The sequence below is a fragment of the Microcoleus sp. D3_18_C4 genome (assembly GCF_036702355.1).
In the GTDB taxonomy this organism is placed as follows: domain Bacteria; phylum Cyanobacteriota; class Cyanobacteriia; order Cyanobacteriales; family Microcoleaceae; genus Microcoleus.
The window spans coordinates 1-26,813 of the sequence record NZ_JAUBTF010000078.1 but is presented as its reverse complement, the minus strand read 5'-3'; the positions used below and the strand labels follow the sequence as shown (position 1 = coordinate 26,813).

The 26,813-nt window shown below is 49.3% G+C and carries 12 protein-coding genes; 8 read left to right on the top strand and 4 right to left on the bottom strand.

Annotated features, from left to right (window positions below):
• Positions 1-191 precede the first annotated feature (191 nt).
• Positions 192-5,180, top strand: a complete 4,989-nt coding sequence (locus QUA90_RS26795) for a hypothetical protein (RefSeq protein ID WP_445300144.1) — start codon at positions 192-194, stop codon at positions 5,178-5,180.
• 130 nt (positions 5,181-5,310) lie between these two features.
• On the opposite strand, the gene QUA90_RS26790 is transcribed toward QUA90_RS26795, so the two are convergent.
• Positions 5,311-6,267 (bottom strand): glycosyltransferase family 2 protein, encoded by a 957-nt coding sequence (locus tag QUA90_RS26790; protein WP_333448397.1) that lies wholly within the window; start codon positions 6,265-6,267, stop codon positions 5,311-5,313.
• A gap of 101 nt (positions 6,268-6,368) precedes the next feature.
• Positions 6,369-7,340, bottom strand: coding sequence for a glycosyltransferase (locus QUA90_RS26785; RefSeq protein ID WP_333448396.1), 972 nt, complete (start codon positions 7,338-7,340; stop codon positions 6,369-6,371).
• 228 nt (positions 7,341-7,568) lie between these two features.
• On the opposite strand from QUA90_RS26785, the gene cobU reads away from it, so the two are divergent.
• The 5 genes from cobU to QUA90_RS26760 all read left to right on the top strand — a co-directional run bounded on the left by cobU (position 7,569) and on the right by QUA90_RS26760 (position 15,671).
• Positions 7,569-8,144 carry a bifunctional adenosylcobinamide kinase/adenosylcobinamide-phosphate guanylyltransferase gene (gene cobU / locus QUA90_RS26780; RefSeq protein ID WP_333448395.1) on the top strand — a complete coding sequence of 192 codons (576 nt, stop codon included), beginning with the start codon at positions 7,569-7,571 and terminating at the stop codon, positions 8,142-8,144.
• 277 nt (positions 8,145-8,421) lie between these two features.
• Positions 8,422-8,844: a hypothetical protein gene (locus tag QUA90_RS26775; RefSeq protein WP_333448394.1), complete on the top strand. Its 423-nt coding sequence runs from the start codon at positions 8,422-8,424 to the stop codon at positions 8,842-8,844.
• Between the two features lie 77 nt (positions 8,845-8,921).
• On the top strand, positions 8,922-10,991 hold the full coding sequence (locus tag QUA90_RS26770; protein WP_333448393.1) for an AarF/ABC1/UbiB kinase family protein: 2,070 nt from the start codon (positions 8,922-8,924) through the stop codon (positions 10,989-10,991).
• 438 nt (positions 10,992-11,429) lie between these two features.
• Positions 11,430-14,228: a DNA methyltransferase gene (locus QUA90_RS26765; protein ID WP_333448392.1), complete on the top strand. Its 2,799-nt coding sequence runs from the start codon at positions 11,430-11,432 to the stop codon at positions 14,226-14,228.
• A 24-nt stretch (positions 14,229-14,252) separates the two neighbouring features.
• On the top strand, positions 14,253-15,671 hold the full coding sequence (locus QUA90_RS26760) for an ATP-binding protein (protein WP_333448391.1): 1,419 nt from the start codon (positions 14,253-14,255) through the stop codon (positions 15,669-15,671).
• 150 nt (positions 15,672-15,821) lie between these two features.
• On the opposite strand, the gene QUA90_RS26755 is transcribed toward QUA90_RS26760, so the two are convergent.
• Positions 15,822-15,998, bottom strand: a complete 177-nt coding sequence (locus tag QUA90_RS26755) for a hypothetical protein (RefSeq protein WP_333448399.1) — start codon at positions 15,996-15,998, stop codon at positions 15,822-15,824.
• Between QUA90_RS26755 and QUA90_RS26750 the strand changes: the two genes are divergently transcribed.
• Both QUA90_RS26750 and QUA90_RS26745 read left to right on the top strand, forming a co-directional pair.
• A complete protein-coding gene (locus tag QUA90_RS26750) occupies positions 15,961-18,036 on the top strand; it encodes a DEAD/DEAH box helicase (protein WP_333448390.1) in 2,076 nt (691 codons plus the stop codon). The two genes, QUA90_RS26755 and QUA90_RS26750, sit on opposite strands and share 38 nt — an antisense overlap.
• On the top strand, positions 18,029-19,219 hold the full coding sequence (locus QUA90_RS26745) for a GIY-YIG nuclease family protein (RefSeq protein ID WP_333331780.1): 1,191 nt from the start codon (positions 18,029-18,031) through the stop codon (positions 19,217-19,219). Before QUA90_RS26750 ends, QUA90_RS26745 begins: the two co-directional genes overlap by 8 nt.
• A 230-nt stretch (positions 19,220-19,449) precedes the next feature.
• On the opposite strand, the gene QUA90_RS26740 is transcribed toward QUA90_RS26745, so the two are convergent.
• Entirely contained in the window at positions 19,450-26,697 is a 7,248-nt protein-coding gene (locus QUA90_RS26740; protein ID WP_333331778.1) for a hypothetical protein, read from the bottom strand.
• Between the last annotated feature and the right edge of the window lie 116 nt (positions 26,698-26,813).

Genomic DNA, 26,813 nt, shown 5'->3' with positions numbered 1-26,813 from the left:
GCCTCGCCAACGGCAGCTACGGTGTCGGCCAAGTTATCCCCATCACCGTTAACTTCTCTGAAGCGGTAAACGTCACGGGGAAACCAGAACTCACCTTAAATTCCGGTGGGAAAGCAACTTATGCTTCCGGTACTGGCACCAATAGCCTTACTTTTAACGGAACTGTAGCGGCAAACCAACGCTCGGCAGATTTGGATTATTCTTCTACCACTGCCTTGTCTCTGGCGGGGGGTACGATCCGAGATGCGGCAAATAATAATGCGACGCTAACCTTACCTGCTCCTAATACAACCAACTCTCTGGGTGCGACGAAGAATATTGCGATCGATGGTCTTGCTCCCACCGTCAGTTCCATTACTTCCGGCCTCGCCAACGGCAGCTACGGTGTCGGCCAAGTTATCCCCATCACCGTTAACTTCTCTGAAGCGGTAAACGTCACGGGGAAACCAGAACTCACCTTAAATTCCGGTGGGAAAGCAACTTATGCTTCCGGTACTGGCACCAATAGCCTTACTTTTAACGGAACTGTAGCGGCAAACCAACGCTCGGCAGATTTGGATTATTCTTCTACCACTGCCTTGTCTCTGGCGGGGGGTACGATCCGAGATGCGGCAAATAATAATGCGACGCTAACCTTACCTGCTCCTAATACAACCAACTCTCTGGGTGCGACGAAGAATATTGCGATCGATGGTCTTGCTCCCACCGTCAGTTCCATTACTTCCGGCCTCGCCAACGGTACCTATCGGCTTGGTCAGGTTGTACCAATCACCGTTAACTTCTCTGAAGCGGTAAACGTCACGGGGAAACCAGAACTCACCTTAAATTCCGGTGGGAAAGCAACTTATGCTTCCGGTACTGGCACCAATAGCCTTATTTTTAACTACCCGGTAGGACAACCACAAAACTCGGCAGACTTGGATTATACTTCTACCGCTGCTTTATCTCTAGCGGGGGGTACAATCCGAGATGCGGCAAATAATAATGCAACGCTAACCTTACCCGCTCCTAATACAGCCAACTCCCTCGGTACTGCGAAGAATATCGTTGTTAACTGGCAGCCTCAGCTTAATACCCTCGATTTGGGCTTCAACAAGCTGCAAGAGTCCCTCACTAACAATCTAGCGGCGCAACTGCCAGTGGTGGGCGATAAACTCAAAGCCCTTGCCCCTGATTTTCTAAACAGTATTAAGAACAGGCTAATCACTGACCTGAAGGCAGCACCGACTTGGGATCAGGTGAAGTTTCAAGACACCATCAAGGCTTCGTTGGGCCAAGACTTCCCCAATCTAAAAATTACAGGCTCAGTTGGGGCCAATGGAGAAGCTAAAGTTCTGGTGAACTTGAGCAAAGAGTACAACAATTCATTCGGACTCAATGGCAATTTAGGACTTCCAGCCTTGGGATTGAATACTCAAGGAAATGCCAACGCCAAATTCAAATATGACTTGTCATTAGGATTGGGTTTAAATCAGGATGGCATCTTCTTCGATACCACCAATACGAAGCTTGGTGTCAACGCTGAAGTGGGTTTAGACAATAATTTCACGGGCAAAGCCAATCTGGGTTTCTTGCAAGTGGATCTGAAGAACAACGGTGCTAACCCCACTAAAATTAGCGGAGATTTTAAGGCCTCCCTCAAAGATTTAACGCCAACCCAAGGAGGCGTCAATGATGGACGATTGACCTTCACTGAACTGAACAGTAACAGGTATAAACTCTCTGACTTGATTGGTGCAACTTTAGACACTAAAGCCAACATCGGCTTGAGTGCAAAAACCAGCATTAATGGTAGTGCAGCGATTCCATCGTTCAACTTTGACCTTAATGCCGCTTTCCCAGTCCTGAAATACGAGAACGGCAAGTGGAGTGGGCCACAAACACCCAAGCTGGCATTCAATAATATGCAGCTTGACTTGGGAACCTTTATCACAGGTTTCGCCAAACCAGTTATCACCACGATCGATAAGGTAATAACGCCCGTTCGTCCCGTAATCGATATCCTAAACAGCGATGTTAAGCTTTTGTCGGATATTAGTAGCATCCGTAATGCTGCCGATCAAAACAGGGATGGCAAAGTTACTGTGCTTGAAGCTGGTATGTCACTAACTGGCACAAAAGTCAATACCAGCTTCTTGACAGCAGTAAACGTGGTTAGCAAGGCTAGTAAGTTGCTTGGGGAACTGGCTGCCCAGGATGGCAATATCAAGATCGATCTGGGTGACTACGAAGTAAATTTTGATGCTACCGATGCAAAGGCAGATCCTTCAAAAGCAACCAAGAAAACTACCAAGACAGCGGGATCGGCTACAGATCAAGCGAAATCTAAGACTAAAGGCAAGGCAGCAGAGTTTTTATCAACCTTGCAAGAAATGCCTGGGTTGCAATTCCCAATCTTAACCAACCCAGGCACAGCGATTGATTTACTGCTGGGCAAACCAGACGTGACGCTGTTTGCTTACAAAATGCCAGACTTGGATTTCACCTTCAATATGGATCGGACTTTTCCGATTTACAGCTTTGCAGGAGTTGGTCTGAACGGTAATCTCAAGGGCAGCTTTAGTGCTAAAACAAATTTCGGTTTCGGCTTTGACACTTATGGTTTAAGTGAGTGGAAGAAGTCAAAATATTCTGTCTCGGATGCCTACAAAGTTTTTGATGGTTTCTATGTTTCCGATCGCAAGAATGCAGACGGCACAGGGCAAGATGTCCAGGAAATTAAAGTCGATGCTGATTTCAGGCTGACTGGTTCGCTCGACGCTGTTTTGGCCAAGGCATACGTGACGGGCAGGCTGTTTGGGAATGCCAAAGCTGACCTGATCGATGTGGGAGAAGAAAACGGCACAAGTGATGGGAAAATCCGGGGTTCGGAAATCATTTCCCGCATTAACAAACCTCTTGACATGATTGCGTTGAAAGGAAGTATTAACGCTTCACTAGATGCAGGGTTTGATTATATGCGACCGGGGTTCCAACGGCGAACAAAATGGGGAGTCCCATATTGGGTACCAACCGTAAACCGCGAAAATGTCTGGCGGCAAAACTTTGGCACCCACAATCTCGTCAATCTGAATGTGGGTGCAACTTGGAAGAGCCGCGCGATCGATGGCTACATTGCAGGGGGATTTGTATTTTTAGATACTAACTTAAATGGTATCCACGATGAAGAGGAGCCAGTGAGCGTCACCAATCCTGATGGCAGTTTCGAGTTCCAAGTTGATATCCCTCAATTCGACACCAATAAAAACGGTAAGATCGATGCCAGCGAAGGAAAGATTATCTTGCTGGAGGGCATAGATGTTGCGACTTCTTTGCCTCTTGTGACACCGCTTGCTTCTACTCCAGATTCCACAGTGATCACGCCCCTAACAACTGTGATTGCTGATTTGGCTAGCAATGGTGTTGAGTCAGAAACGGCAGAAACTCAGGTGAAAGCAGCTTTAGGATTACCGCCAGGAGTTGACTTGGGCAGCTACGACCCCTTGGAAGCTATTGCCAATGGCGATGCGAATGGGGTGGCAGTGTTTGCCTCGATGATAATGGTGCAAAACACGATTGTCCAAACGGCGAAATTCATCGATGGAGCTTCCGAAGCGTCGCTGACACAGTTGGGAAATGCCGCAATTAAAGCGATCGCCGATACGCTTAAAGCCGGTACTCCCGTTGACTTGAGCAAACCAGAGACAATTGAGACGATCGTACAGTCGGCGATCGCTGCTGCTGCTACGCAAGACAGCAATCTCAACACACAGCAGCTAGCCAGGGTCGCCTCGGCTGCTGCACAAGTAATGGCCCTGGGCAATCAAATGGTTGCGGAACTCGCCGCTAGCGGTCTTTCCTTAAAAGATATCGCCACGGAAATTACCAAATTACAGGCGGTAGCGGTGGGTCAAATTGCAGTCGGACTGCCGGAATTGGCAGCGGGAACCAAGACGATGGAGCAGTTCCTCGCCGACAACACCAAGGAAGCGATCCAGAAGAAGATGGAGGAAGTAGCGGTTAATGACCCTACCGTTCGCCCCACCTTCGAGACAATCAATCCTGAAGATCTGCTCGTTCCTTTTGAACCTACCTCTGAGGAAAGCGACACAGACACAGACACTGGCACCGACACACCAACACCGATCGCTCCGACCCCACCGATCGCTCCGACCCCACCGATCGCTCCGACCCCATCGGAAACAGCCTCGGAAACACCGACACCATCGGAAACAGCCTCGGAAACACCGACACCATCGGAAACACCAACTCCCACGCCAACAACTAATAACCTCTCAGACGATGAGTGCATCTGCGACCAAATTACCTATCCCAACTTAAACCGACCCAACTCGGTTGAAAACACCATACTCGGCACAGCCGGCATTCAGATAGGCACTGCCCAAAACGATGAATTACTAGGTAGCAATGCTGCCAACATATTCGAGGGCCAATCCGGGGATGACAACTTATACGGTGGTGCCGATAATGACATTATTAATGGCAACCAAGGCAATGACTTCATCGCCGGAGGCAAAGATGAAGATACTCTCTATGGAGATGAAGGTAACGACATCATTCTTGGCGAGTCTGGTAACGATTTAATCTTTGGAGGCAAAGGCAATGACTTGCTACATGGTCGCGAAGGTATTGACATCATTTATGGCAACAAAGATGATGACTTCATCGATGGGGGCAAGGATAATGACACCTTATATGGAGGCAAAGGTGACGACATCCTGCTTGGCAGTCAAGGTGATGACAATCTGTTTGGACAGTTAGGTTCAGATACCATCTGCGGCGGTGAAGGTAATGATTTAATCAACGGTGATGAAGGAGCAGATATCCTGGGAGGGTGTGCCGGAAATGATACTCTGTTCGGAGGCGCCGATAACGATACTCTCACAGGTGGCAAAGGCAACGATCTCCTTGACGGAGGCATCGGCAATGATAGTTTGATTGGCGGTAGTGGCAACGATATCTTTGCCTTAAAAGCCGGTCAAGGATTTGATATAATCGCTGATTTTACCATCGGTCAAGATTTGATGGGATTAAGCGGTGGTTTGAGTTTTGGACAGTTAGAAATAACTCAAAATACTCAGGGAACTCTTATTAAGAACCTGTTGACAGGGGAGCAGTTAGGTGTGATGATTGGAGTGAGTGCCAATGCGATAACATCGGCTAATTTCCTGCTGGTTTAAGGAAAGGAAGGAAAAGTGCGATCGCCCATTCGATAAAATAAGGGCGATCGCACTTAACCCAAATCAACATTTATCGGCGTTCATCTGCATCAATCCGCCGCCATCGGCGGTTAAAATTCCCTACCTACTATTACGGCAATTTCACTTCTGTCTCCTGACTGATAACTACTGGTGGCGATAAAGTAGGCTGAGATTCTGCCACATTCAACTGACCACCACAACAGCGCAATTCGTAAAGTTTTGCATTAATTTGATACTCATACTGACTCAATAACCTTGCATAAATATAGCCAGCTTTTCCATCCAAAAAGCCGAGCTGAATGAAGTAAAATAACATAAATCTGAGCATTGGTTTAAAAGGCAGCCGCACCCAAACTTTTTTGAGAAAGCGTTTTCGCTGCACTGCATCTCCAAATAAGTGAGCGCCAATAGTACCGCTGTCGTCGCGCCCTTCAATTATATTGTAATAAACACGAGCTTCCCAATTAGAATATCGGTTGTGCCGTTCTATCCAGTGAAATAAATCGCGGTAATCCTCGTGGATCATGTCATTTTTTAAGTAGCCGACTTGACCAGCTAAAATGACGTGTTCGTGAACTTCGTTGTCGCCAGTATTGGGGACGGATTCAGTGCCTAGATTTTCGTAACGGCCTTTTTGATGCTTGAACAAACGCAAATTCCAGTCGGGATATCGGCCGCCGTAACGCAGCCATTGACCTAAAAAGAAGACTTTGCGGTTGAGGTAGTAGCCGTCAAAGTTGGGGTCTTCGATCGCCCGCGCGATTTCGTCCCAAAGTTCTGGCGGGATGCGCTCGTCGCAATCGACAATTAATACCCATTCGTTGCGAAATGGCAGATTGTCCAATGACCAATTTTTCTTTTTCGGCCAGCGGTTGTCAAAGTAAAACTGCACAACTTTGGCGCCGGTGCTGATGGCAATTTCCACCGTGCGATCGCTACTTTGGGAATCAACCATGAAAACTTCATCCGCCCTGGCAATGCTGGCCAGACACGCAGGTAGATTAAGTTCTTCGTCTTTTGCCGGAATGAGAACTGAAACCGGAATCTTGGATGAACTAGATGTCATAATCGAGTGCTTGAACCTAAATGCGGTCGAGTTTTGGTGAATGAAGTGCGATCGGCACAGCCGCGCCGACGACTTGAGCAGCGAGGGATATTGCCTATAGCCTAATGCCTACTGGTCGATTTCGGTGCAAAAATTAGGCCGCGGATGGCTGCGCTCAAATAACCGATTTGACCCCAGGCAAAAACGAAATTTTCAAAGCGCAGCCCTGGATCTCTAATATATTTAAAAGACTTCCAGACACCCCTCAAGATTCTTTCACCCCCCCGCCCAAGCTGAGCAATACCGGCTCGATCGGACAATTGTTCGCGATAACACTCGCTGATGCCTTGCCACCACCCGCGCTCTAGGAACCAAGCTTTGTTGAGCCTTTCTGCTGCGACATGGTGAAGCACCAGGGCCTCCGGTAGATAAACTACTTGCCAACCTAACTCTAAAGCTAATTCTGTGGCCCGCAACTCTTCATTTGACAACAGTTTGGTGCCGACTCTACCGAGTTTGACATCGAAGCCGCCAATTTGTTCGAGAAAAGCGCGCCGGATTGAGTAGTTTACTCCCCTGGGAGTCAAACCGGGAGCAGTCACGTACAGGCAAGTATCGCCTAAATCATATGCTCCCAAGTTCTGGGCCAATCCGGGTGACAGCCATTCGGGCGGGCTGACTCCAGAAGGCCAGAGCAAATTGACTTTGCCACCAGCTACGGCGAGTTTTTGATTGCTTTGATAAGCTGCGTGCAGCACCCTGAGCCAATTCGGCTCAGCAATAGCGTCGTCGTCGAGATAAGCTAATATTTCGCTGCGAGCTTGCTTAGCGCCGGTATTCCGCGCCACTGACAGACCGATTTCGGGTTCCCAGACGTACTTGAGGCGGCCATCGCCCAGTCTTGCTTCTACCACCTCGCGGGTGCGCGAAATCGAACTTTCGGGGCTGGCATAATCGCTAGAAGCGTTATCCACTACTACTACTTCAAAGTTGCCGGGAAAATCCTGTACCAGCAAGCTGTCGATCGCCCCACCTAAATAGGCGGCGCGATTGTGGGTGCAAATAATCGCTGATATCTGAGGATGATCTGGCATAAATAACAGCTTGGGAAATACGGGGGTTCTCGATCGACTTACTCTGATATTGTCTCATCAATGCTATTATCGCTTAAAAAGCATTTGGTAGTTGGCCGTTTAAATCATAATGGGTAATGGGTAATGGGTAATTGGTTATTGGTAATGGATAATTGTGTTTAATCCTTGGTATGTGACTAATGAATAATGACTAATGACTAATGACTAATGACTGCTGACTAATAACTAATGACTAACTCAGAACCCACCACATCTAGACAATTAATCTTAGTAACTGGGCCCGCCCGGAGTGGCAAAAGTGAATGGGCCGAAAATCTGGCGGCGGGTTCGGGAAAACAAATAATCTATGTGGCTACCAGTCGCGTTGATGAAGCGGATTTGGAGTGGCTTCGTCGCCTCGAGCAGCACCGAAATCGCCGTCCTGTTGATTGGACAACTCTAGAAGTGCCGATCGAATTATCGGCCGTTGTGCAAGCCGGCAAGCCCTCAGATTGCTTGTTGATTGATTCCCTGGGAACTTGGACAGCAAATCTTTTGGAACAAGAAGCGGCTGTTTGGGCGACTACGCAGCAAGATTTGCTAGCCTGTTTGAAGTCGGCGGCGGCTGATGTAATTTTGGTAGGGGAAGAAACCGGATGGGGTGTTGTGCCTGCTTATCCGGCGGGGAGGCTATTTCGCGATCGCCTCGGCACTCTCGTCCGCCACATCGGGGCGATCGCCGATACTGTTTATCTCGCCACCGGAGGTTACGCCTTGAATCTCAGCGCTTTGGGTACGCCACTGCCGCCTGTCGCGAAAAATTAACAGTCGGAGTCGCGATCGACAAGAGAGAAAACATCTCGGTTTCCCGATGGACAATTTTAACTGAAAATCAGGTATAATTTTCACTAAGATTGAAAACTCAAGAGTCACATAAATTAGTCAAAAAACATACTCCCTAGGGGGAATAGCCCAACAATTTGACAGGAGGAATAGCCAAATTTTGAAATTATGTAAAAGAGAAAATGTCTGTTAAGAAAGAGTGCTAAATTCAAATTAAAAGTCTAAACTAATCAATTAGTTGAAGGGTGGAATAAAAGTTATGGCATCAGATAGTGAAGTAAGAAAATATATTGCTTACTGGTTTCAGTTAGGCAAAAAAGTATTAATTTACAACGGTTCCGAAGCGCTGCTGCCCCAATCGGTAAATGCGGGCGATCGCTACAGCCAGGAATTTGAAGACTGCTGGCAAAAAATCATCTCCCGCGACAGCGGAGACTGTTACCTCGAAGGCACAAACGAAACAATTGCCCAACTGCTGACACCAGCTTGGGAAATCAGTGGCTGCGCGCGCTGCGCTATGCCCGTAGTGTTCAAACAAACCGGAATGCCCCCGGAGTTCTGTCCCTGTAACGACTTACCGAACTGGCCCGATACCGAAATGCCCCAACCTCGATCGCCCGTCAGCAGCCAATCGCAACTATCAGGCCTTCGCGATCGACTCCAAAGATCCAGCGGCGAGTAAGTATATAAGAAGGAAGAAGGGTCTTCTTCCTTAAATTGTTACAATATATTTACAATGCTTCACACTAGGTCTGATTTATGAATGTCAAGACAGTATCGCCAGCCTCCCCGCAAACTTATGTAACTTCAGGGACTCAGGCTGTACTCGGCAATCTCCAAGATGCAAATACAATTCCCCTGCAAGCAGTACCAGTATCACTAGAGACGGAGCTCGTAACGGACGATCGGCTCAAATCAGCCAGAGACATAGCTTTCGAGTTAGCCGGAGATGCTGTTCGGTACGATCCAGTGGCGATCGCAGCCCTGTACCGAAATCGACCTCTACAAGTCTGGGGAAGGCTGTCGAGCGTTGTTTGGACATTTTTTAGCTTTGCCTTCAGTTTGTGGTTCGACGGCAAAACAGGTCGCACCCTCAAGAACGAAAAGCGTCGCGCCGTCCGACTGCGAGAGATTCTGGCCCAACTCGGCCCAGCTTTCATCAAAATCGGACAAGCACTCTCAACACGGCCCGACTTAGTACCGCCAGTATATTTAGAAGAACTAACAACGCTGCAAGACCAACTGCCAGCATTTCCGAACGAAGTAGCATATCAATTCATCCAAGAAGAATTGGGCGCCCACCCCAAAGACATCTACGCAGAAATCAGCCCAGATCCGATCGCCGCAGCTTCCCTCGGACAAGTCTACAAAGGCAAACTAAAAACCGGAGAAACAGTCGCCATCAAAGTCCAGCGACCTGGTTTAGCCGAAAACATCGGCTTAGATATCTACATCCTGCGGCGCGTTGCAGTTTGGGCACAAAACAACTTCAAAGTAATTCGCAGTGACCTTGCAAGCATTATGGACGAGTTGGGCGAGCGCATTTACGAAGAAATGGACTACACCCACGAAGGTCAAAATGCCGAACGGTTTGCCCAACTATACGGGCACATCAAAGACATTTATGTTCCCAGCATCTACTGGGAATATACCCGCCGTCGCGTCTTAACAATGGAGTGGATCACCGGCATCAAACTTACGAATTTAGAAGCCGTTAAAGCTCAAGGAATCGACGCTCCTTACTTAATTGAAGTGGGGGTGCAGTGCTCTCTCAGACAACTCCTAGAACACGGTTTCTTTCACGCCGACCCGCATCCCGGCAATCTTTTGGCAACTCCTGATGGTCAATTAGCTTATCTCGATTTCGGGATGATGAGCGAAGTTAAACCTTATCAGCGATACGGCTTGTTGGAAGCTGTGGTGCATTTGGTGAACCGCGACTTTGAAGGTTTAGCAAAAGATTATGTCAAGTTGGAATTTTTAACGCCAGATACCGATTTGACGCCAATTATTCCAGCTTTGGCGGGCGTATTTAACAATGCTTTGGGTGCTAGCGTTGCCGAACTCAATTTCAAAAGCATTACTGACGAGCTTTCGGCGGTGATGTACGAATATCCTTTCCGAGTTCCAGCTTACTATGCTTTGATTATTCGATCGCTCGTCACGTTAGAAGGCATTGCCATCAACGTTGACCCCGAATTCAAAGTGTTGAGCAAAGCCTATCCTTACGTAGCAAAACGGCTGTTGAGCGACCCCGCACCGGAATTGAGAGCATCCCTGCAAGATTTGCTGTTCAAACAAGGCGAATTCCGCTGGAACCGCCTAGAAAACTTGCTCAACAATGCCCGCGAGAGCGACGATTACGATGTCAGCAAAATCTTGAACCAAGCATTAGAATATTTATTTTCCGAAAGAGGAGATTTCATTCGCGATCGTATTGTCCTGGAATTAGTCAAGAGTCTCGACACACTTTCCAGCAACGCCTTTGCTAACGCCAAATCTGTAGTCGGCGAATGGTTTGGAGTCAAGGCAAATCAACCTGTGGTTTCACCGACTGAACAAAAAAACCTAGAACACATCAAGCGGATTTGGGATATTTTGCAATCAACTCCCGGTTTTGACGGCATGAAAGTATTGCAGCTACTGCCGCAGTTGTTGGTGAAACCAGAAGTGCAGAATATGGGGCAGAAAGTAGTCGGCGGTTTAGCTCAAAGAGCAGTTGCTAGGGTTATTCGCGAGTTTTTGCTTTCCTCCGAACCCGCAGCGATTCCCGAAAATGGAAGTTATCCTAAAACTTCGCCTCAGTTGTCTTTACCTGCGGCGAAGTAGTGGATTGGGAGTTTTTTGACCGCAGATATTAGCAGATAAACACAGATGAACGCAGATGGAATTCCGTCTGCGTTCTTTTAATTAAGCTCATGCTGTAGCGGCTGGTAATATCGTTTCCGGTAGCATCGGAATTATATCATGTTCGATCGAACGACCGCGATTTTTGTAGGGTTCCCCTCACCAAGAATATCTGCCAATAATTGACAATCTCAAAAACCCGCCCGACCGGGATATTATAATTAATCGATCGCACATGATATTAATTGACATTGGGTTCCCAGAGATTTTCTGGGCATTTCTACGATCGCAGAGTTAATCATGGGTAGTGTCGCTTGAACTCAGAAGATCGATCGAGAAATCAGGTAAAATCCAAAATTGCGTTATGAGGCGATAATGGAACCTCTGAGCTACCGCCCCTGAGCTACCTATGGTCGAAGTATGAATGCAGTCGAAATCGAAGAAGCAGTTTCCAGGCTGGCTGAAGCGCCCTTTGACTCGGAAGAGTTCCCCTTTGCCTTCCTCGAAGCCTTTGGTAACAAGCCGACGACTCTCAAGCGGCTCAAAAGCAAAAGCGGTGGCTCAAACCAATCGGATCTCGGTGGCTTGCTCCAGCGTAACAATATCCATGTGAAGGTTTGCCCGGAAGGCGAGGTGACAAACACCCTCACGGCGTTGCGGGATAGTGCGGCGACGGCTCGGTATAAGGTTAAGTTTATCCTGGCCACCGATGGCAAAAGTTTTGAGGCGGAAAACCTCGCTGATGGGGAGATAGTCGCTTGCGATTACCCGGACTTTCACAACCATTTCGGTTTTTTCCTGCCCTTGGCGGGCATTACGACAGTCAAGCAGATCCGGGAGAATGCCTTTGATATCAAGGCTACGGGGCGCCTCAACCGCCTGTATGTGGAGCTGCTGAAGGAGAACCCGGAGTGGGACAAGGCCGATCGCCGGGAAGCGTTAAATCACTTCATGGCGCGACTAATCTTCTGTTTCTTTGCGGAGGATACGAATATCTTTCACAGCAATGCCCTCTTCACTGCCACGATCGAACAAATGAGTGCGAGTGATTCGTCGAATACGCACGAGGTGCTGTCGGAGATGTTTCGGGCGATGTGTACGCCGCTTAAGGATCGGGAGGCGGCGAAGATTCGCAATTGGGCAGATAGATTCCCCTATGTGAATGGAGGGCTGTTTTCGGGTGGGGTGGCGGTGCCGCGTTTTAGCAAGATTGCCCGATCGTACTTACTTCATGTTGGCAATCTGGACTGGACGAAGATTAATCCCGATATTTTCGGGTCGATGATTCAGGCGGTGGCGGATGATGAGGAGCGGGGTGCGTTGGGGATGCACTATACGAGTGTGCCGAATATCCTCAAGGTGTTGAATCCGCTGTTTTTGGATGGTTTGCGGGAGCAATTGGAGGCAGCGGGGGATAATGCCCGCAAGCTGCTAAATCTGCGGCAGCGGATGGCGCGGATTCGGGTATTTGATCCGGCTTGTGGGTCTGGGAATTTTCTGGTGATTGCGTATAAAGAGATGCGGGCGATCGAGGCGGAGATTAATCGTCTTCGGGGTGAGGGCGATCGCAAGTCTGAGATTCCGCTGACGAATTTTCGGGGAATTGAATTGCGTCACTTTTCCTGTGAGATTGCGCGGTTGGCGTTGATTATTGCCGAGTATCAATGTGATGTGTTGTATCGGGGGCCGAAGTTGGCGCTGGCGGAGTTTTTGCCTCTGAAGGATGATAACTGGATTACCTGTGGGAATGCGTTGCGGTTGGATTGGTTGAGTCTTTGTCCGCCGACAGGAACGGGGGTGAAGGTGCAGCGCGAGGATTTGGATTTGTTTGGGGAGATGCGGGAAGTGGCGGAGATTGATTTTGAGAATGAGGGAGGGGAGACTTATATTTGCGGGAATCCACCGTATCTTGGCTCCAAGTGGCAAACCGACGAGCAGAAAGCCGAACTAGGAGCCATTTTGGGTGACCGCACAAAGAGCTGGAAATCTCTTGATTACGTCGCTGGTTGGTTTATGAAGGCGGCGGATTACGGAACGCAAACAAATTCTGCTGCTGCTTTTGTATCTACGAATTCAATCTGTCAGGGGCAACAAGTACCGATCTTATGGCCGCTAATTTTTGAAACCGGACATGAGATCGCCTTTGCTTATACTTCTTTTAAGTGGTCAAATCTAGCCAGTAATAATGCAGGAGTAACAGTCTCGATTATTGGAATTACGAGTGAGCCTGGATCTACACGGCGTTTATTCTCTCTCACTGAAGAAGGAACCCTTGTTGAGCGCAGTGTGGAATACATCAATGCGTATCTTATCGGTGGCTCAAACTCTACTGTTGAACAGATACGAAATCCACTATCAGAGTTATCGCCTATGCTGTTTGGTAATATGCCAAGGGATGATGGGAATTTCATATTAAATGGGGATAAACGAGCAACTTTATTAAAAAATAATCCTGAGCTTAAAAGGTTTATTCGACCCTACCTTGGTTCAGAAGAAATGATACAGGGTAAGCGTAGATGGTGCATTTGGATAGAGGATTCAGATTTAGCCATTGCAAATGAACAACCATATTTGAAAGAAGTCCAAGAAAAAGTTAAACAATTTCGTCTTGCTAGTAGAGCAGAATCTACACGCGATTTTGCTTCACGCTCTTATCGGTTCGTACAAATCGCAGGTACTGCAAGAAATCATTCTCTCGTAGTTGCAAAAGTCTCATCAGAAAGAAGGTACTACATTCCAATAGACTTATTAGATGGTAATGCAATTGCAAGTGATCTTCTATTTGCCCTCTACGATGCCCCACTCTGGAATATGGCGCTAATCGCCTCCCGCCTGCACCTAGTCTGGATCGCCACCGTCTGCGGCAAGCTAGAAACCCGATATCGCTACTCCAACACCCTCGGCTGGAACACCTTCCCCGTCCCCACCCTCACCGAGCAAAACAAAGCCGACCTCACCCGCTGCGCCGAAGACATCCTGCTAGCGCGAGAGCACTATTTCCCAGCCACGATCGCCGATATGTACGATCGCGATCGTATGGATACCGAATTCCCTCTGGTTAGAGAAGCGCACGATCGTAACGACGAAATCCTGGAACGAATCTACATCGGTCGCCGTTTCAAAAACGACACCGAACGCCTCGAAAAACTCTTCGAGCTATACACCAAAATGACCACCCAGCAAACGCCCCAAAAAAAGTCTGCCAAACGTAAAATCTAGCCATCAAAACCGACAAAGAACAATATGGTTACTCTTGAAAATCTAGAGCAATGGTTGCTCGCTCCCGCTGAAACAGAGAGGCTTGAATTTAAGGAAGCTAAACAGCAATATGACACAACCAAATTTTTGCGTTACTGCATAGCTTTAGCCAATGAGGGTGGTGGTCATCTCGTCTTCGGTGTCACCAATAAACCGCCTCGAAATGTAGTCGGGACGCAAGCGTTTCCATCTGCAACTTCTCTTAATGATATTAAAGCTTTAATAGTTGAGAAGCTGAGATTTCGGGTAGAAGTTACAGAGTTAAACCATTCCAATGGTCGGGTATTGGTTTTTGAAATACCCACCCGTCCCGTAGGGCAAGCATTCACGTTTGAGGGTACATATTTAATGCGGGCGGGTGAAGATTTGGTGCCAATGACACCCGATATGCTCAAACGCATTTTTGCGGAAGATCAACAGGACTGGTTTTCCCAATCCGCTCGATCGGATGCCAGCCCTGATGATATCATTGCGCTCCTCGATACCCAAACATACTTTGAGCTGCTAGACATACCCTACCCAACCAGTCGCGATGCGGTCTTGGAACGATTGCAGAGTCAAGATTTAATCAAACAAACCTCTCAAGGTTGGACAATCACAAATCTCGCTGCTATTCTTCTGGCGAAAAAGCTGGATGCCTTCTCCTCTGCCTTAGCTCGTAAAGCCCCCCGTGTCGTTATTTATGAGGGGATAAACAAGCTCCAAACCCGCGACGATAAGACAGACAATCGTGGCTATGCAGTTGGCTTTGAAGGCTTGGTCGATTTCGTCCATTCAGCAGCACCACAAAATCGATTCATTGAAGAAGTCATGCGGGAAGAAATTAAGATGTTCCCAAAACAGGCACTCAGAGAGTTGATTGCTAATGCTCTAGTGCATCAGGAGTTTCTAGCCACAGGCGCTTCAGTGATGATCGAGATGTATAACGATCGGATTGAAATTTCTAATCCAGGCATCCCACCCATTCAAGTAGAACGCTTTATTGACGAATATCGTTCGCGCAATGAGCAACTTGCCGACCTTATGCGTCGTTTTGGCATTTGCGAAGAAAAGGGTAGTGGTATTGACAAAGTAGTGAGTGCGGCAGAGGTTTTTCAACTACCTGCGCCAGATTTTCGGGTCGGTGAGACACGCACAATATCCATCCTATTCGCTTACCAAGATTTTTCTGACATGAGTAAATCCGATCGAATTCGAGCCTGCTACCAGCATTGCTGCCTGCTATACGTCAGCAACCGACAGATGTCGAACCAGACCCTACGAGAGCGCTTTGGGTTTGACGAGTCAAAGAATGTCTTGGTCTCTCAAGTGATTGGTGCTACCAAGGAAGCGGGGTTAATCAAAGCAGATGACTCTGCTTCTACCTCGACTCGCTATGCTCGTTACCTCCCTTTTTGGGCCTGAAAGTGCTTAAACGCAAATCCACATAACGAAGATCCAAAGCTTAAAACCCTGATGAATCAAGGATTTAAGTGCTTAAAAGCAAATGGGAGTCACCCCGAAACCATGCCCCCCAACCTCCGCGCAGACCACGCTACTCCAAAGAAGTCGCTGCTAGATCGCATCTACATCGATCGCCGCTTCAAAACGACACCGAACGCCTCGAAAATCTCTTCGAGCTATACACAAAAATGACCCCCAGCAAACGCCCCCCCAAAAAGCCCACCAAACATAAACTATAAGGTTCCAACCGATGAGCAAACCGATCGCGATTCCCTCAGTTTCCGTCACCTACGCCCAGGATGGCACCTCCACCCGCCCCAACGCCCTCGGTATGCGCCCGATGCAAGAACGCGCCTACCAAAAGCGCGGCGAACAATACCTCCTGATCAAATCGCCCCCCGCCTCCGGCAAAAGTCGCGCATTGATGTTCATCGCCCTGGACAAACTAGAGAACCAGAACCTCAAACAAGCTATCATCGTCGTGCCAGAAAAGGCGATCGGCTCCAGCTTCCACGATGAGCCGCTGAGTCAGTTTGGCTTTTGGGCCGATTGGCAAGTTGAACCGAAGTGGAATCTCTGCGACGCACCGGGAAACGACGGCGGCAAAGTGGGCGCGGTGCAGAAGTTTCTAGCCAGCGGTGCCAAGATTCTGGTCTGCACTCACGCCACATTCCGCTTTGCCGTGGACAAATTCGGTATCGAAGTCTTAGACGATCGCCTAATCGCCATAGACGAATTTCACCATGTTTCGTCCAACCCAGACAACAAGCTGGGCGATCGCGTCCGCCAACTCATGGCCCGCGACAAAACCCACATCATAGCGATGACCGGCTCCTACTTTCGCGGCGATGCCGAAGCTGTGTTGCACCCCGAAGACGAATCCCGATTCGATACCGTCACCTACACCTACTACGAACAGCTCAACGGCTACCAATACCTGAAGCAACTCGACATTGGCTACTACTTCTACGCGGGTAGCTACACTGACGAAATCGTGCAGGTGCTAAACCCCAAAGAGAAAACCATCCTGCACATTCCCAACGTCAACTCCCGCGAAAGTACCAAGGACAAGATCCGCGAGGTGGAGCACATCATCGAGGAACTGGGCGAATGGCAAGGCACCGATCCCAAGACGGGATTTCAACTCGTCAAAACCGCCGACGGCACGATCCTCAAAATCGCCGATCTCGTAGACGACGACCCCACCAAACGGGATAAAGTTGCCACCGCCCTAAAAGACCCCACCCATAAGAACAATCGCGATCGTGTGGACATCATCATCGCCCTCGGCATGGCGAAAGAGGGCTTCGATTGGATCTGGTGCGAGCACGCCCTGACGATCGGCTACCGTTCCAGTTTGACGGAGATTATTCAGATTATCGGTCGCGCCACCCGCGATGCACCAGGGAAAACCCGCGCTCGGTTCACCAACCTGATTGCCGAGCCGGATGCCGCCGAATCTGCCGTCACCGAGGCAGTGAACGACACGCTCAAAGCCATTGCAGCCAGCCTACTGATGGAGCAAGTGCTCGCGCCGCGCTTCGAGTTCAAACCCAAGCGCCCCGACAATCAACCAACACCCGGTTTCGACTACGGGGAAGATGGTTACAATCCTGGCAAGTGCAACGTGGGCATCAATCCAGAGAGAGGCCTGATTCAAATGGAAATTAAGGGATTAGCCGAACCCAAGAGCCCGGAAGCCGAACGCATCTGCCGCGAAGACTTGACCGAACTGGTGACGGCATTTGTCCAAGATAAGCCAGCGATCGAGCGCGGCCTGTTTGATGAAGAATTGGTGCCGGAAGAACTAACCCAAGTTCGCATGGGCAAAATCGTCAAAGAGAAGTTCCCAAATCTAGAAGCGGAAGATCGAGAAGCCGTCCGCCAACACGCGATCGCCGCCCTAACCCTCGTCCAACAAGCTAAAAAAACCATGAACGAAAGTGGTGGGCAGTACGCCACAAATCCTGGTGGTGGGGAATCAGCGAAAAACACCTCACTCCTCGATGGGGTGAGGAAGTTCGCCCTATCGGTAACAGACCTCGATATGGATCTGATCGATCGCATCAATCCCTTTGGCGAAGCCTATGCCATCCTGGCTAAGTCCATGAGCGAAGAACGGCTGAAGCAGGTGGCAGAAGTCATTGCGGCTAAGCGAGTAACCCTTAGCGTGGAAGAAGCGCGGGAATTAGCCAAACGGGCGCTGCGGTTCAAGCAAGAAAAAGGCAGGTTGCCCTCTCTCACAGCAGTCGATCCCTGGGAAAAACGGATGGCAGAAGGAGTTGCCTTCCTGCAACGCAAAGTGAAGGAGGAAACTAATGCCTAAGTACACCACCGATGATGATTTGGAATTGCTCGGTGAATTGGGCATGGACATGACCCCCGAACCCTCCGGCCAGCGTTCTGCCAGAGAAGAGCGGATCATCGCAGGCTTTGAGGAGATCGAGCGGTTTGTGGAAGAATATGGCAGACTGCCCCAGCATGGGGAAGATCGCGATATCTTCGAGCGGCTTTATGCAGTACGGCTCGATCGCCTGCGAGAATCGGAGGAATGTCGCGCCGTCTTAGAACCGCTAGACTCACGCGGACTGTTAGATGCTGAGACTGATGCCAGCCTGAGCACAGTTCGCGATCTCACAGATGAAGCACTGCTGGCCTCCCTGGGAGTCGATGCAGCCTCAGAGAACGACGTTACCCAGCTTACTCATGTGCGATCGCGCAGCGAAATCAAAGCAGCCGAGGAAATCGCCCAACGGACTCCCTGTCAGGACTTTGATGAATTCAAACCCATCTTTGACAAAGTGCAACGGCAATTGCAGTCGGGGGAACGGCAAACCATCAAATACCAGGACTATGCGGCCGTCAAGGAAGGTGATTTGTTCATCCTTGATGGGCAGAAGGTGATGGTGGTCGATATGGGTGAGCCGTTTGTCAGCGACTATGGTCGATCGGACTGCCGGCTGAGAGTGGTTTATGACAATGCCACCGAGAGCGATTTGCTGTTGCGATCGCTCCAGCGTGCTTTAAATAAAGACAAGGCCAGCCGCCGCATCACCACCCCAGATTTCGGCCCCCTATTTTCCCATATTGAAGCAGCAGACGACTTACCAACTGGGTACATTTACGTGCTCAGGAGCCAATCGGATCACCCCTTCATTGCGAAGAATCGGTTTATTATTCACAAGATCGGCGTCACCGGAGGAGACGTAAAAAGCCGAATTGCCAACGCCAAGAAAGACCCCACCTATCTGCTAGCAGATGTGGAAATCGTCGCAAAATTTAAATTGGCAAATATGAACCGGAAGCGACTTGAGGCACTCCTTCAGAAGTTCTTCGCCAGCGCTCGATTGGATTTGGAATTACAGGATCGCTTCGGTATACCAGTGCAGCCAAGGGAGTGGTTCATGGTTCCACTAGAAGCCATTGAGGAGGCGATCGAAAAAATCAAGGAAGGAACCCTCGATCAATTTCGATACGATCGGGAAACAGCAAGTCTCACGCGATCGTAAGGCTCGATCGCAACAATAACTAATATCAAATCCCGTAGCATAATTATTCATATCTCTCTTCTCTCCCTCTGTGTCCTCTGTGTTCTCTGCGGTTAAATCATGACCATACAACGGTCAACGATCTAACCCAGATTTGGTATTACAAACCGCAAAAAACTGCAAAAAACCCGGTTTCTTCAAGAAACCGGGTTTTTAATGTATTCGATCGCCCTCAAGCAAACCTGCAATTACTACAAGGTAGAAGTGCCACTTAAATCGCTACTTGTTGGTAGCTGAATGGGACTCGGATTCGCATTGAGTAAGAGGTCAGATTCATTACCAGAAGGATTAGCAGTAGGAGAGATCGCACTACCAACACTCGTCGCTGTCAAAGGAATAATGGGCTGAGTTTGAGCGTTGGTTAGAGATGTTAACAAGCTATTAGAGTCGTAGATGAGAATGTCATCATCGATGCCGGTAAAGCTGTTCGTCGTTGGAATTGCACCGCCGTTTAGCAAGATGTCATCGGTGGTAGATGTGGCAGCAGTTGGTATTGAAATAGCTGGATTAGTAGCTGTTGTCACCAGTGGCTGACTAATTGGTGCAGTAGTCGTGCTAGTTGATTGGCTAATTGGTTCAGTAATCGTGCTGTCTGACTGACTAATTGCTGCGGTAGTCGTGCTGTTTGGCTGACTAATTGGTTCAGTAGTCTTGCTTGATGGGCTAGTGCTAGAACCGCTGTCGATCGCACTTAGAACATCGTCGCTATCAACAGGTTCGCCGGTTAAAAGATCGGTATCCGAGGGTGTATTGAAAGCTTCAGGAAGCGGGCCTCCGGGAGTGATGGAAATAAACCGAGAACTGTCGATCGCACTAAATTGAGTATCTTTCACCCAAGCTAAATGTTCGCCGGTGCTTGCGATGCTAATCAAGGCATCGTTAGTATAATTTTCGCCGCCTTGAACGATTTGCAATTGGTCAAAAGTGAGGTCTTGTGAGAGTCCGAAGTAATCGCGATCGGCCTGGAAGTAAACAATGTTATCGAGTCCCGAACTTGGTGCTAGCACAAATATGTCGGAACTACTGCCTCCAATCAGCGAATCTTGACCGTTGCCGCCCTTGAGCACGTTGTTACCTTCGCCACCGTAAACGCTGTCATCGCCATCGTTACCGTTGAGGCTGTCGTTGCCGCTGCCACCATTTAAGAAGTCGTTGCCATTACCGCCATCGAGGGTGTCATTACTGCTGCCGCCGTCGAGACTGTCATCGCCTTCGTTGCCCAACAGGTAGTCGCTGCCAGCTTCCCCAGTTAGCAAATCGTTGCCACAACCGCCGTCAAGGGTGTCCTTACCGGCACCTCCCAGCATGGTGTCGTCCTCGCATTCGCCGAACATTAAGTCGTCGCCGTTACCTCCGCCCATCCAGTCGTTGCCACCACCACCTGTGAGGGTGTCGTCGCCGGAATCGCCTGTGAGGGTGTCATCGCCGGAGTCGCCGACAACCATGTCGTTACTGGCCCCGCCGTCCATCAAGTCGGTTTCGTCGCCGCCGTAGAGGGTGTCTTCCCCTACTTCGCCTAACATCGTGTCTTGCCCTTGACTGCCAAACATCAAGTCGTTGCCGGCACCTCCGAAGAGTTTGTCATCGTCGATGCTGCCGTCAATTTTGTCGTTGCCGGCACCTCCTAATAATTGGTCGTTGCCCGTACCGCCGAACAGTTGGTCATTGCCGGCGCCGCCGTCTATGCTGTCGTAGCCGGAACCGCCATCGATTTTGTCTTCACCTGCTTCTCCAAAAATCAGGTCGTTGTCTTCGTCGCCCCAAATGTTGTCGCTGCCGGCGCCGCCGTTGATGAAGTCATCGCCGGCTTTTGCCCAAATGTTGTCGTTGCCGTCGCCGCCGAGAATCGAGTCTGCGCCGGAACCACCGTCGATGTTATCCTCTCCGGTTTGTCCGAGGAGGGTGTCGGCTGCATCTCCGCCGTAGATTTGGTCGCTGCCCCGGCCGCCGTCGATGAAATCTTGGTCTTCGCGGCCGTAGAGTTCGTCGTCGCCGTCGTTGCCGAATACGCGGTCATTTCCGGTACCGGCATCGAGGAAGTCGTTGTCGTCGTTACCTTCGAGGCTGTCGTTGCCAGATTGACCGAAAATTCGATCGCGCCCTTCTCCCCCTGCTAAAGTATCGTTGTTTGCCCCGCCGTCGATATAGTCGTCGCCGCTGTTGCCGTCGGCGATGTCGTTGCCGTCATTTCCGTAAATGCGATCGCGCCCTGCGCCCCCACTTAAGCTATCATCGTCTCCGCCACCTTCTAAGTAGTCGTCGCCATTGTTACCGGAGAGGGTATCTTTGCCGATTTGACCGAAAAGTCGATCGGCCCCTTCGCCACCATCAAGGCTGTCATTGCCGGATTCGCCCCGCAGAATGTCATCTCCGGTTTGTCCTAACAGCGTATCCTCGTTATCTCCACCCCACAGTTGGTCATTATCGGCATTGCCTTCTAAGAAGTCGTTGCCTTGGCGACCGTATAATTTGTCACTGCCATCATTGCCGGAGAGAGTGTCGTTTTCGGTACCGCCATCTACAAAATCGTCCTCTGTTCCGCCAGCTAGGGTATCATCGCCACCTTCCCCGTAGAGGCTGTCATTATTTTCGCCGCCGTCGAGTTGGTCGTTGCCTAAACCGCCGAATAGGCTATCGCTGCCGGATTCTCCCAGCAAATTGTCGTTGTCGTCTCCTCCCCAAAGGGTGTCGCTATCGTCGCCACCGAACAGGGTATCGAGGCCGGATTGACCGAAAATTCGATCGCGCCCTTGATTCCCCTCAAGCAAATCATTGCCGGAACCGCCATCAACAATGTCATCGCCCCGGTTGCCGATAACCGTATCATCACCGACTTGTCCGAACAGACTGTCGTTATTATCACCACCGTCGAGAATGTCGTTACCGTCGCCACCTTCGAGGGTATCGTTTTCAGTACCGCCATTGAGAGTATCGTTGCCGAATTCCCCAAAAAGTCGGTCTGTTCCTGAGTTGCCTTCCAGGATGTCATCGCCACCGAAGCCGTACAGAGTGTCGCTGTCAGCTTGACCCAGAAGGGTATCGTTACCGTCGCCTGCTAAGAGTGAGTCATTGCCGAAACCGCCTTCTAATAAATCCTTGCCAGCTTCGCCGAACAGGGTATCTTTGCCGTCGCCGCCGTAGAGGGAATCGTTACCTTCGCCAGCATCAAGGATGTCATCGCCGTTTTCCCCAAACAGGTAGTCATCACCAGCTTGGGCTGATAAAGTGTCATCGCCTTGACCACCCCAGAGATAGTCGTTGTCAATTCCAGCATCGAGAATGTCTTTGCCGTCTCCACCGTAGAGGGAATCGTTACCTTCGCCAGCATCGAGGATGTCATCGCCGTTTTCGCCGTAGAGGTAGTCGTTGCCAGCTTGGGCTGATAAAGTGTCGTCATCTTGACCACCCCAGAGATAGTCGTTGCCAATTCCAGCATCAAGAATGTCTTTGCCGTCGCCGCCATAAAGGGAATCGTTGCCTTCGCCAGCATCAAGGATGTCATCGCCGTTTTCGCCGTAGAGGTAGTCGTTGCCAGCTTGGGCTGATAAAGTGTCATCGCCTTGACCACCCCAGAGGTAATCGTTGCCAATTCCAGCATCGAGAATGTCTTTGCCGTCTCCACCGTAGAGACTGTCGTTGCCTTCGGCTGCATCGAGGATGTCGTCGCCCGCTTCGCCAAACAAGTTGTCATCACCTGCTTTGGCGTATAAAGTGTCATCGTCTTGACCACCCCAAAGTTGGTCGTTGCCGATTCCAGCATCGAGAATGTCTTTGCCGTCGCCACCGTAGAGGTTGTCGTTGCCTTCTGCTGCGTCGAGGGTGTCGTCGCCCGCTTCGCCAAACAGGTTGTCGTTGCCTTCTTTGCCGAGGAGGATGTCGGCATCGTCACCGCCATAGAGTTGGTCGTTGCCGAGGCCTGCATTCAGGGTGTCTTGGCCGATACCGCCGTAGAGTAGGTCGTTGCCTGTTCCGGCGTCTAGGGTGTCGTCGCCTGCATCGCCTGCGAGAGTGTCGTTGCCGGCTTCGCCGATGAGGGAGTCTTTTTCGTCGCCGCCTGAGAGTTGGTCGTCGCCGGTGCCACCGTAGATGAGGTCGGTGTCTCCTTCTCCGTAGAGTTTGTCGTTTTCGCCTTCGCCGTAGATGATGTCTTTGTCTTCGCCGCCGTACACAAAGTCGTCGCCAGCGCCGCCGTAGAGTAAGTCTTTGCCTGTTTCGCCAAAAATCGTGTCGTTGCCGTAACCAGCGTCTCCGGCAACGGTGTCGTCATCGCTACCGGCATAAATTAAGTCGTCGGCATCCCCACCTCGGATGTAGTCTTGACCGGCTTCGCCGTAAAGGGTGTCCCTGTCTTGATTGCCGTAGATGCTGTCGCCGCCTTCGCCGCCGTAGATTAGGTCGTTGCCGAATTCGCCGTAGAGTTTGTCGTTGCCGCCGAGTCCGTCAATGCGATCGTCCCCAGCATCGCCGGTGATAACATTAACCGTATCGTCGCCGGTAATATTATCGTCATGCCGAGAACCCGCGACGTTTTCAATGCCAGTAATTTTGTCTTGATTTCCCCAGCCGTCGGTAGCATCGCCTGTTTGTAAATTGACAGTAACGCCGTTCGGGTCGCGGCGGTAGCTGAGAATGTCGATGCCTTCTCCGCCGTAAAATGAATCATTGCCGGCATTGCCAATTAATAAATCGTTGCCTTCTAATGCCCAAATTCGGTTATCTTTTTCGTTACCAATTAAGATGTCTTCAAAGCGAGTACCGATGATGTCTTCTAAGTTTCTCAAAGCATCGGTAGTGCCAAAACCGTCTTTACCAGTACCAGCGGCAATTTCAAAATCCCGTTCGAGTTCGGTGTAGTATTCGCTGGGATTAACTGCGGTGACGAATTCTGTAAAGCGTTGGTTGGTGTTGTTGTCGTAGTCGCTATTTTCGTCAATATTAACGATAACGCCACTGGGAGAATTGATGTAATTAACGAGATCAACTCCTTCTCCGCCGTCAATTAAATCATCGCCGATTTCTCCGATTAACGAGTCATTGCCAGTACCGCCAAATAATTCGTCGTTGCCAGCGTTGCCGTTGAGAGTGTCATCGCCGGCTTGGCCTAAAAGTACGTCGTCATCGAAGCCGCCAAACAGGGTATCTTTGCCGTCGCCACCATCAATGTAGTCTTGGCCTTGACTGCCGAAAAGGTTGTCTTCGCCTGCTTGTCCGTAAATATCATCGTCGTCGGCCCCGCCATCAATGATGTCTTGGCCGTCGCCGCCTTCCAGCCAGTCATTGTTTTCGTTGCCTTGGATGACATCGTTGCCGGCTTGTCCGTAAATTCTGTCATCACCGGTATTGCCGGAAAGCAAGTCTTGGCCGTTGCCACCATCGATGAAGTCATCGTCGGCGTTGCCTTCTACGGTGTCGCTGCCATCTTGCCCGTAGAGGATGTCTTCGCCTTCATTGCCTTGGATAAAGTCGCGGCCGCTACCACCTTCGGCGTAGTCTTCGCCAGCGTTGCCTTGGATGATGTCGTTGCCGGATTGGCCGTAGAGTTTGTCATCGCCGCTGCCTCCGATGAGGATATCGTTGTCGCTACCGCCGTCTAGGATGTCGTCGCCATCTTCACCGTAGAGTAAGTCGTTGCCAGCTTCGCCGTAGAGTAAGTCGGCATTTAACCCACCATAAAGTTGGTCTTGGTCTTCGCCACCATATAAAGAATCGTTTCCGGCTTCTCCTTGTAACAAATCATCGCCTTCTTCGCCTCGTAAATCGTCATTTCCAGTGCCGCCATTGAGGATATCTTTGCCAGTTCCGCCGTAAAGAGAATCGTTGTTTTCTTCTCCTTTTAAGTCATCGTCTCCTTCTTCGCCGTAGAGTTTGTCTTCACCTTGGCCACCGTACAAGGAATCATTTTCAGTTCCGCCGTAGAGAGAGTCGTTGCCATTTTCTCCTCGGAGGTCATCGGCACCTTGTTCGCCGCGAAGTTCATCTTCACCATCGCCACCGTAGAGGAAGTCGTTATCTTGACCGCCGTAGAGAGAGTCGTTGCCGTTTTCTCCTCTTAAATCGTCGCTGCCTTCATCACCTCGAAGGTCATCATTGTCATCGCCTCCGTAAGCTGTGTCATTACCCGTGCCACCGTAGAATTTGTCGTCTCCTTTTTGTGCCCAAAAAAGGTCGTCTCCGCCTTGGCCATAGAAGATATCGCTGTAGTCACCGCCAGTCATTTGATCGTCAAAATTTGAGCCGCTGATGATTTCGATATTTCCGAGAGTATCGATGGTTTTCTCGCCTTTGACAACAAAGCCATCTTCAACTTTGTAAACATCAAATTTGTCATCAACTTTATCTGCCCAAACTTTAATTCCCATTGGGCTGCCGGAGTAATTAGCAGTATCACTTCCTGTTCCTGTTCCGCCGTCCAAAAAGTCGAATCCAGAGTCACCTGTTAAATTGTCGCTACTGTCATCTCCACCTTGTAAAACATCGTTGCGATCGCCCCCTTGAATATCACCATTTCCTTTGATCCAGTCATCATCTGGTGTAGGAATTGTGGTAATTGCTCCTTTAGCAAAATAAAATCCTTTAGGATGTAATTCGTAAGCTGTGCCTTTAAAAAAAGTTTGAACTTCAGGACGGCTGAAATAATTTTCAATTACGTGTGGTCCTAGAATTCCTCCTATGCTGGGTAGCATACTGAAAATCTTTCCAATTTTATCCCAGACAAATGGTTCTGAATTAAATTGAACTAACGTCACTGGATCTCCGGGATTTTTAATGTTGTTATCGGAGATTGTTGCTACTTTGTATTTAGAAATTCCCCCAGCATATAAATAACTTGTTGGCGAGCCCATTGCGAGAACACTTGTCCGAGGTAGAGGATTACCAGGAGCTCCCATATCAATAAGTCCATCTTCAAGAAAGAAATTTCCTTGAGAATGACCTAGTAAAATCAAAGAGTTATTTTGAAAGGGATTTTTTGTAGATGATGAAAACCAGTCTTTTGCATCACTCGTCCAGTCACTATTGATATGTTTGAATTTACTCTCTGCATACCAAAATTGCTCTAAAGCCTCTTTTAAGTCAGCAGGCGCTGCTTCTATCAAACTATCGATTATATCAGTGATTTCTCCAAATCCGGGAATAAATCCAGCAACTTCTTTGAAAAACATTAATGCTTTAGCTGTGAAGTCATCATCTTTCACTAAATCAATGGGATTTTCTAATTGGGTGAAACTTTCAGCTAACTCAAAACCTGATTTAATGATTTCAAAAAAATCAGCAATATCCTTGATGCCATCAAGTTCTTTTGCTAACTGAGTAACTTCTTCATCAGTAATATTTGTGCCATTTGCCAGAAGCTCATCATACTTTTTTTTAAGAGCATTATGTTTTTTAGACTGTTCGAGGATTCCAGCCAAAGAAATTTTTGATAAGGCATAGTTGAACAAAAATTTTCCTACAAAAATCCCTGCATCTGCTAAATCATTTGGGAGCGTGTCACTTTTGCGATGAGTATAAATACTCAGAAATACTAGGGCAGAGGTTTTGAGCTATTGTTGGGCAA

Coding starts and splice junctions, on each gene's coding strand:
- QUA90_RS26760 (WP_333448391.1), top strand. CDS start 14,253: ATGGTTACTCTTGAAAATCTAGAGCAATGGTTGCTCGCTCCCGCTGAA.
- QUA90_RS26775 (WP_333448394.1), top strand. CDS start 8,422: ATGGCATCAGATAGTGAAGTAAGAAAATATATTGCTTACTGGTTTCAG.
- QUA90_RS26770 (WP_333448393.1), top strand. CDS start 8,922: ATGAATGTCAAGACAGTATCGCCAGCCTCCCCGCAAACTTATGTAACT.
- cobU (WP_333448395.1), top strand. CDS start 7,569: ATGACTAACTCAGAACCCACCACATCTAGACAATTAATCTTAGTAACT.
- QUA90_RS26750 (WP_333448390.1), top strand. CDS start 15,961: ATGAGCAAACCGATCGCGATTCCCTCAGTTTCCGTCACCTACGCCCAG.
- QUA90_RS26790 (WP_333448397.1), bottom strand. CDS start 6,267: ATGACATCTAGTTCATCCAAGATTCCGGTTTCAGTTCTCATTCCGGCA.
- QUA90_RS26785 (WP_333448396.1), bottom strand. CDS start 7,340: ATGCCAGATCATCCTCAGATATCAGCGATTATTTGCACCCACAATCGC.
- QUA90_RS26745 (WP_333331780.1), top strand. CDS start 18,029: ATGCCTAAGTACACCACCGATGATGATTTGGAATTGCTCGGTGAATTG.
- QUA90_RS26765 (WP_333448392.1), top strand. CDS start 11,430: ATGAATGCAGTCGAAATCGAAGAAGCAGTTTCCAGGCTGGCTGAAGCG.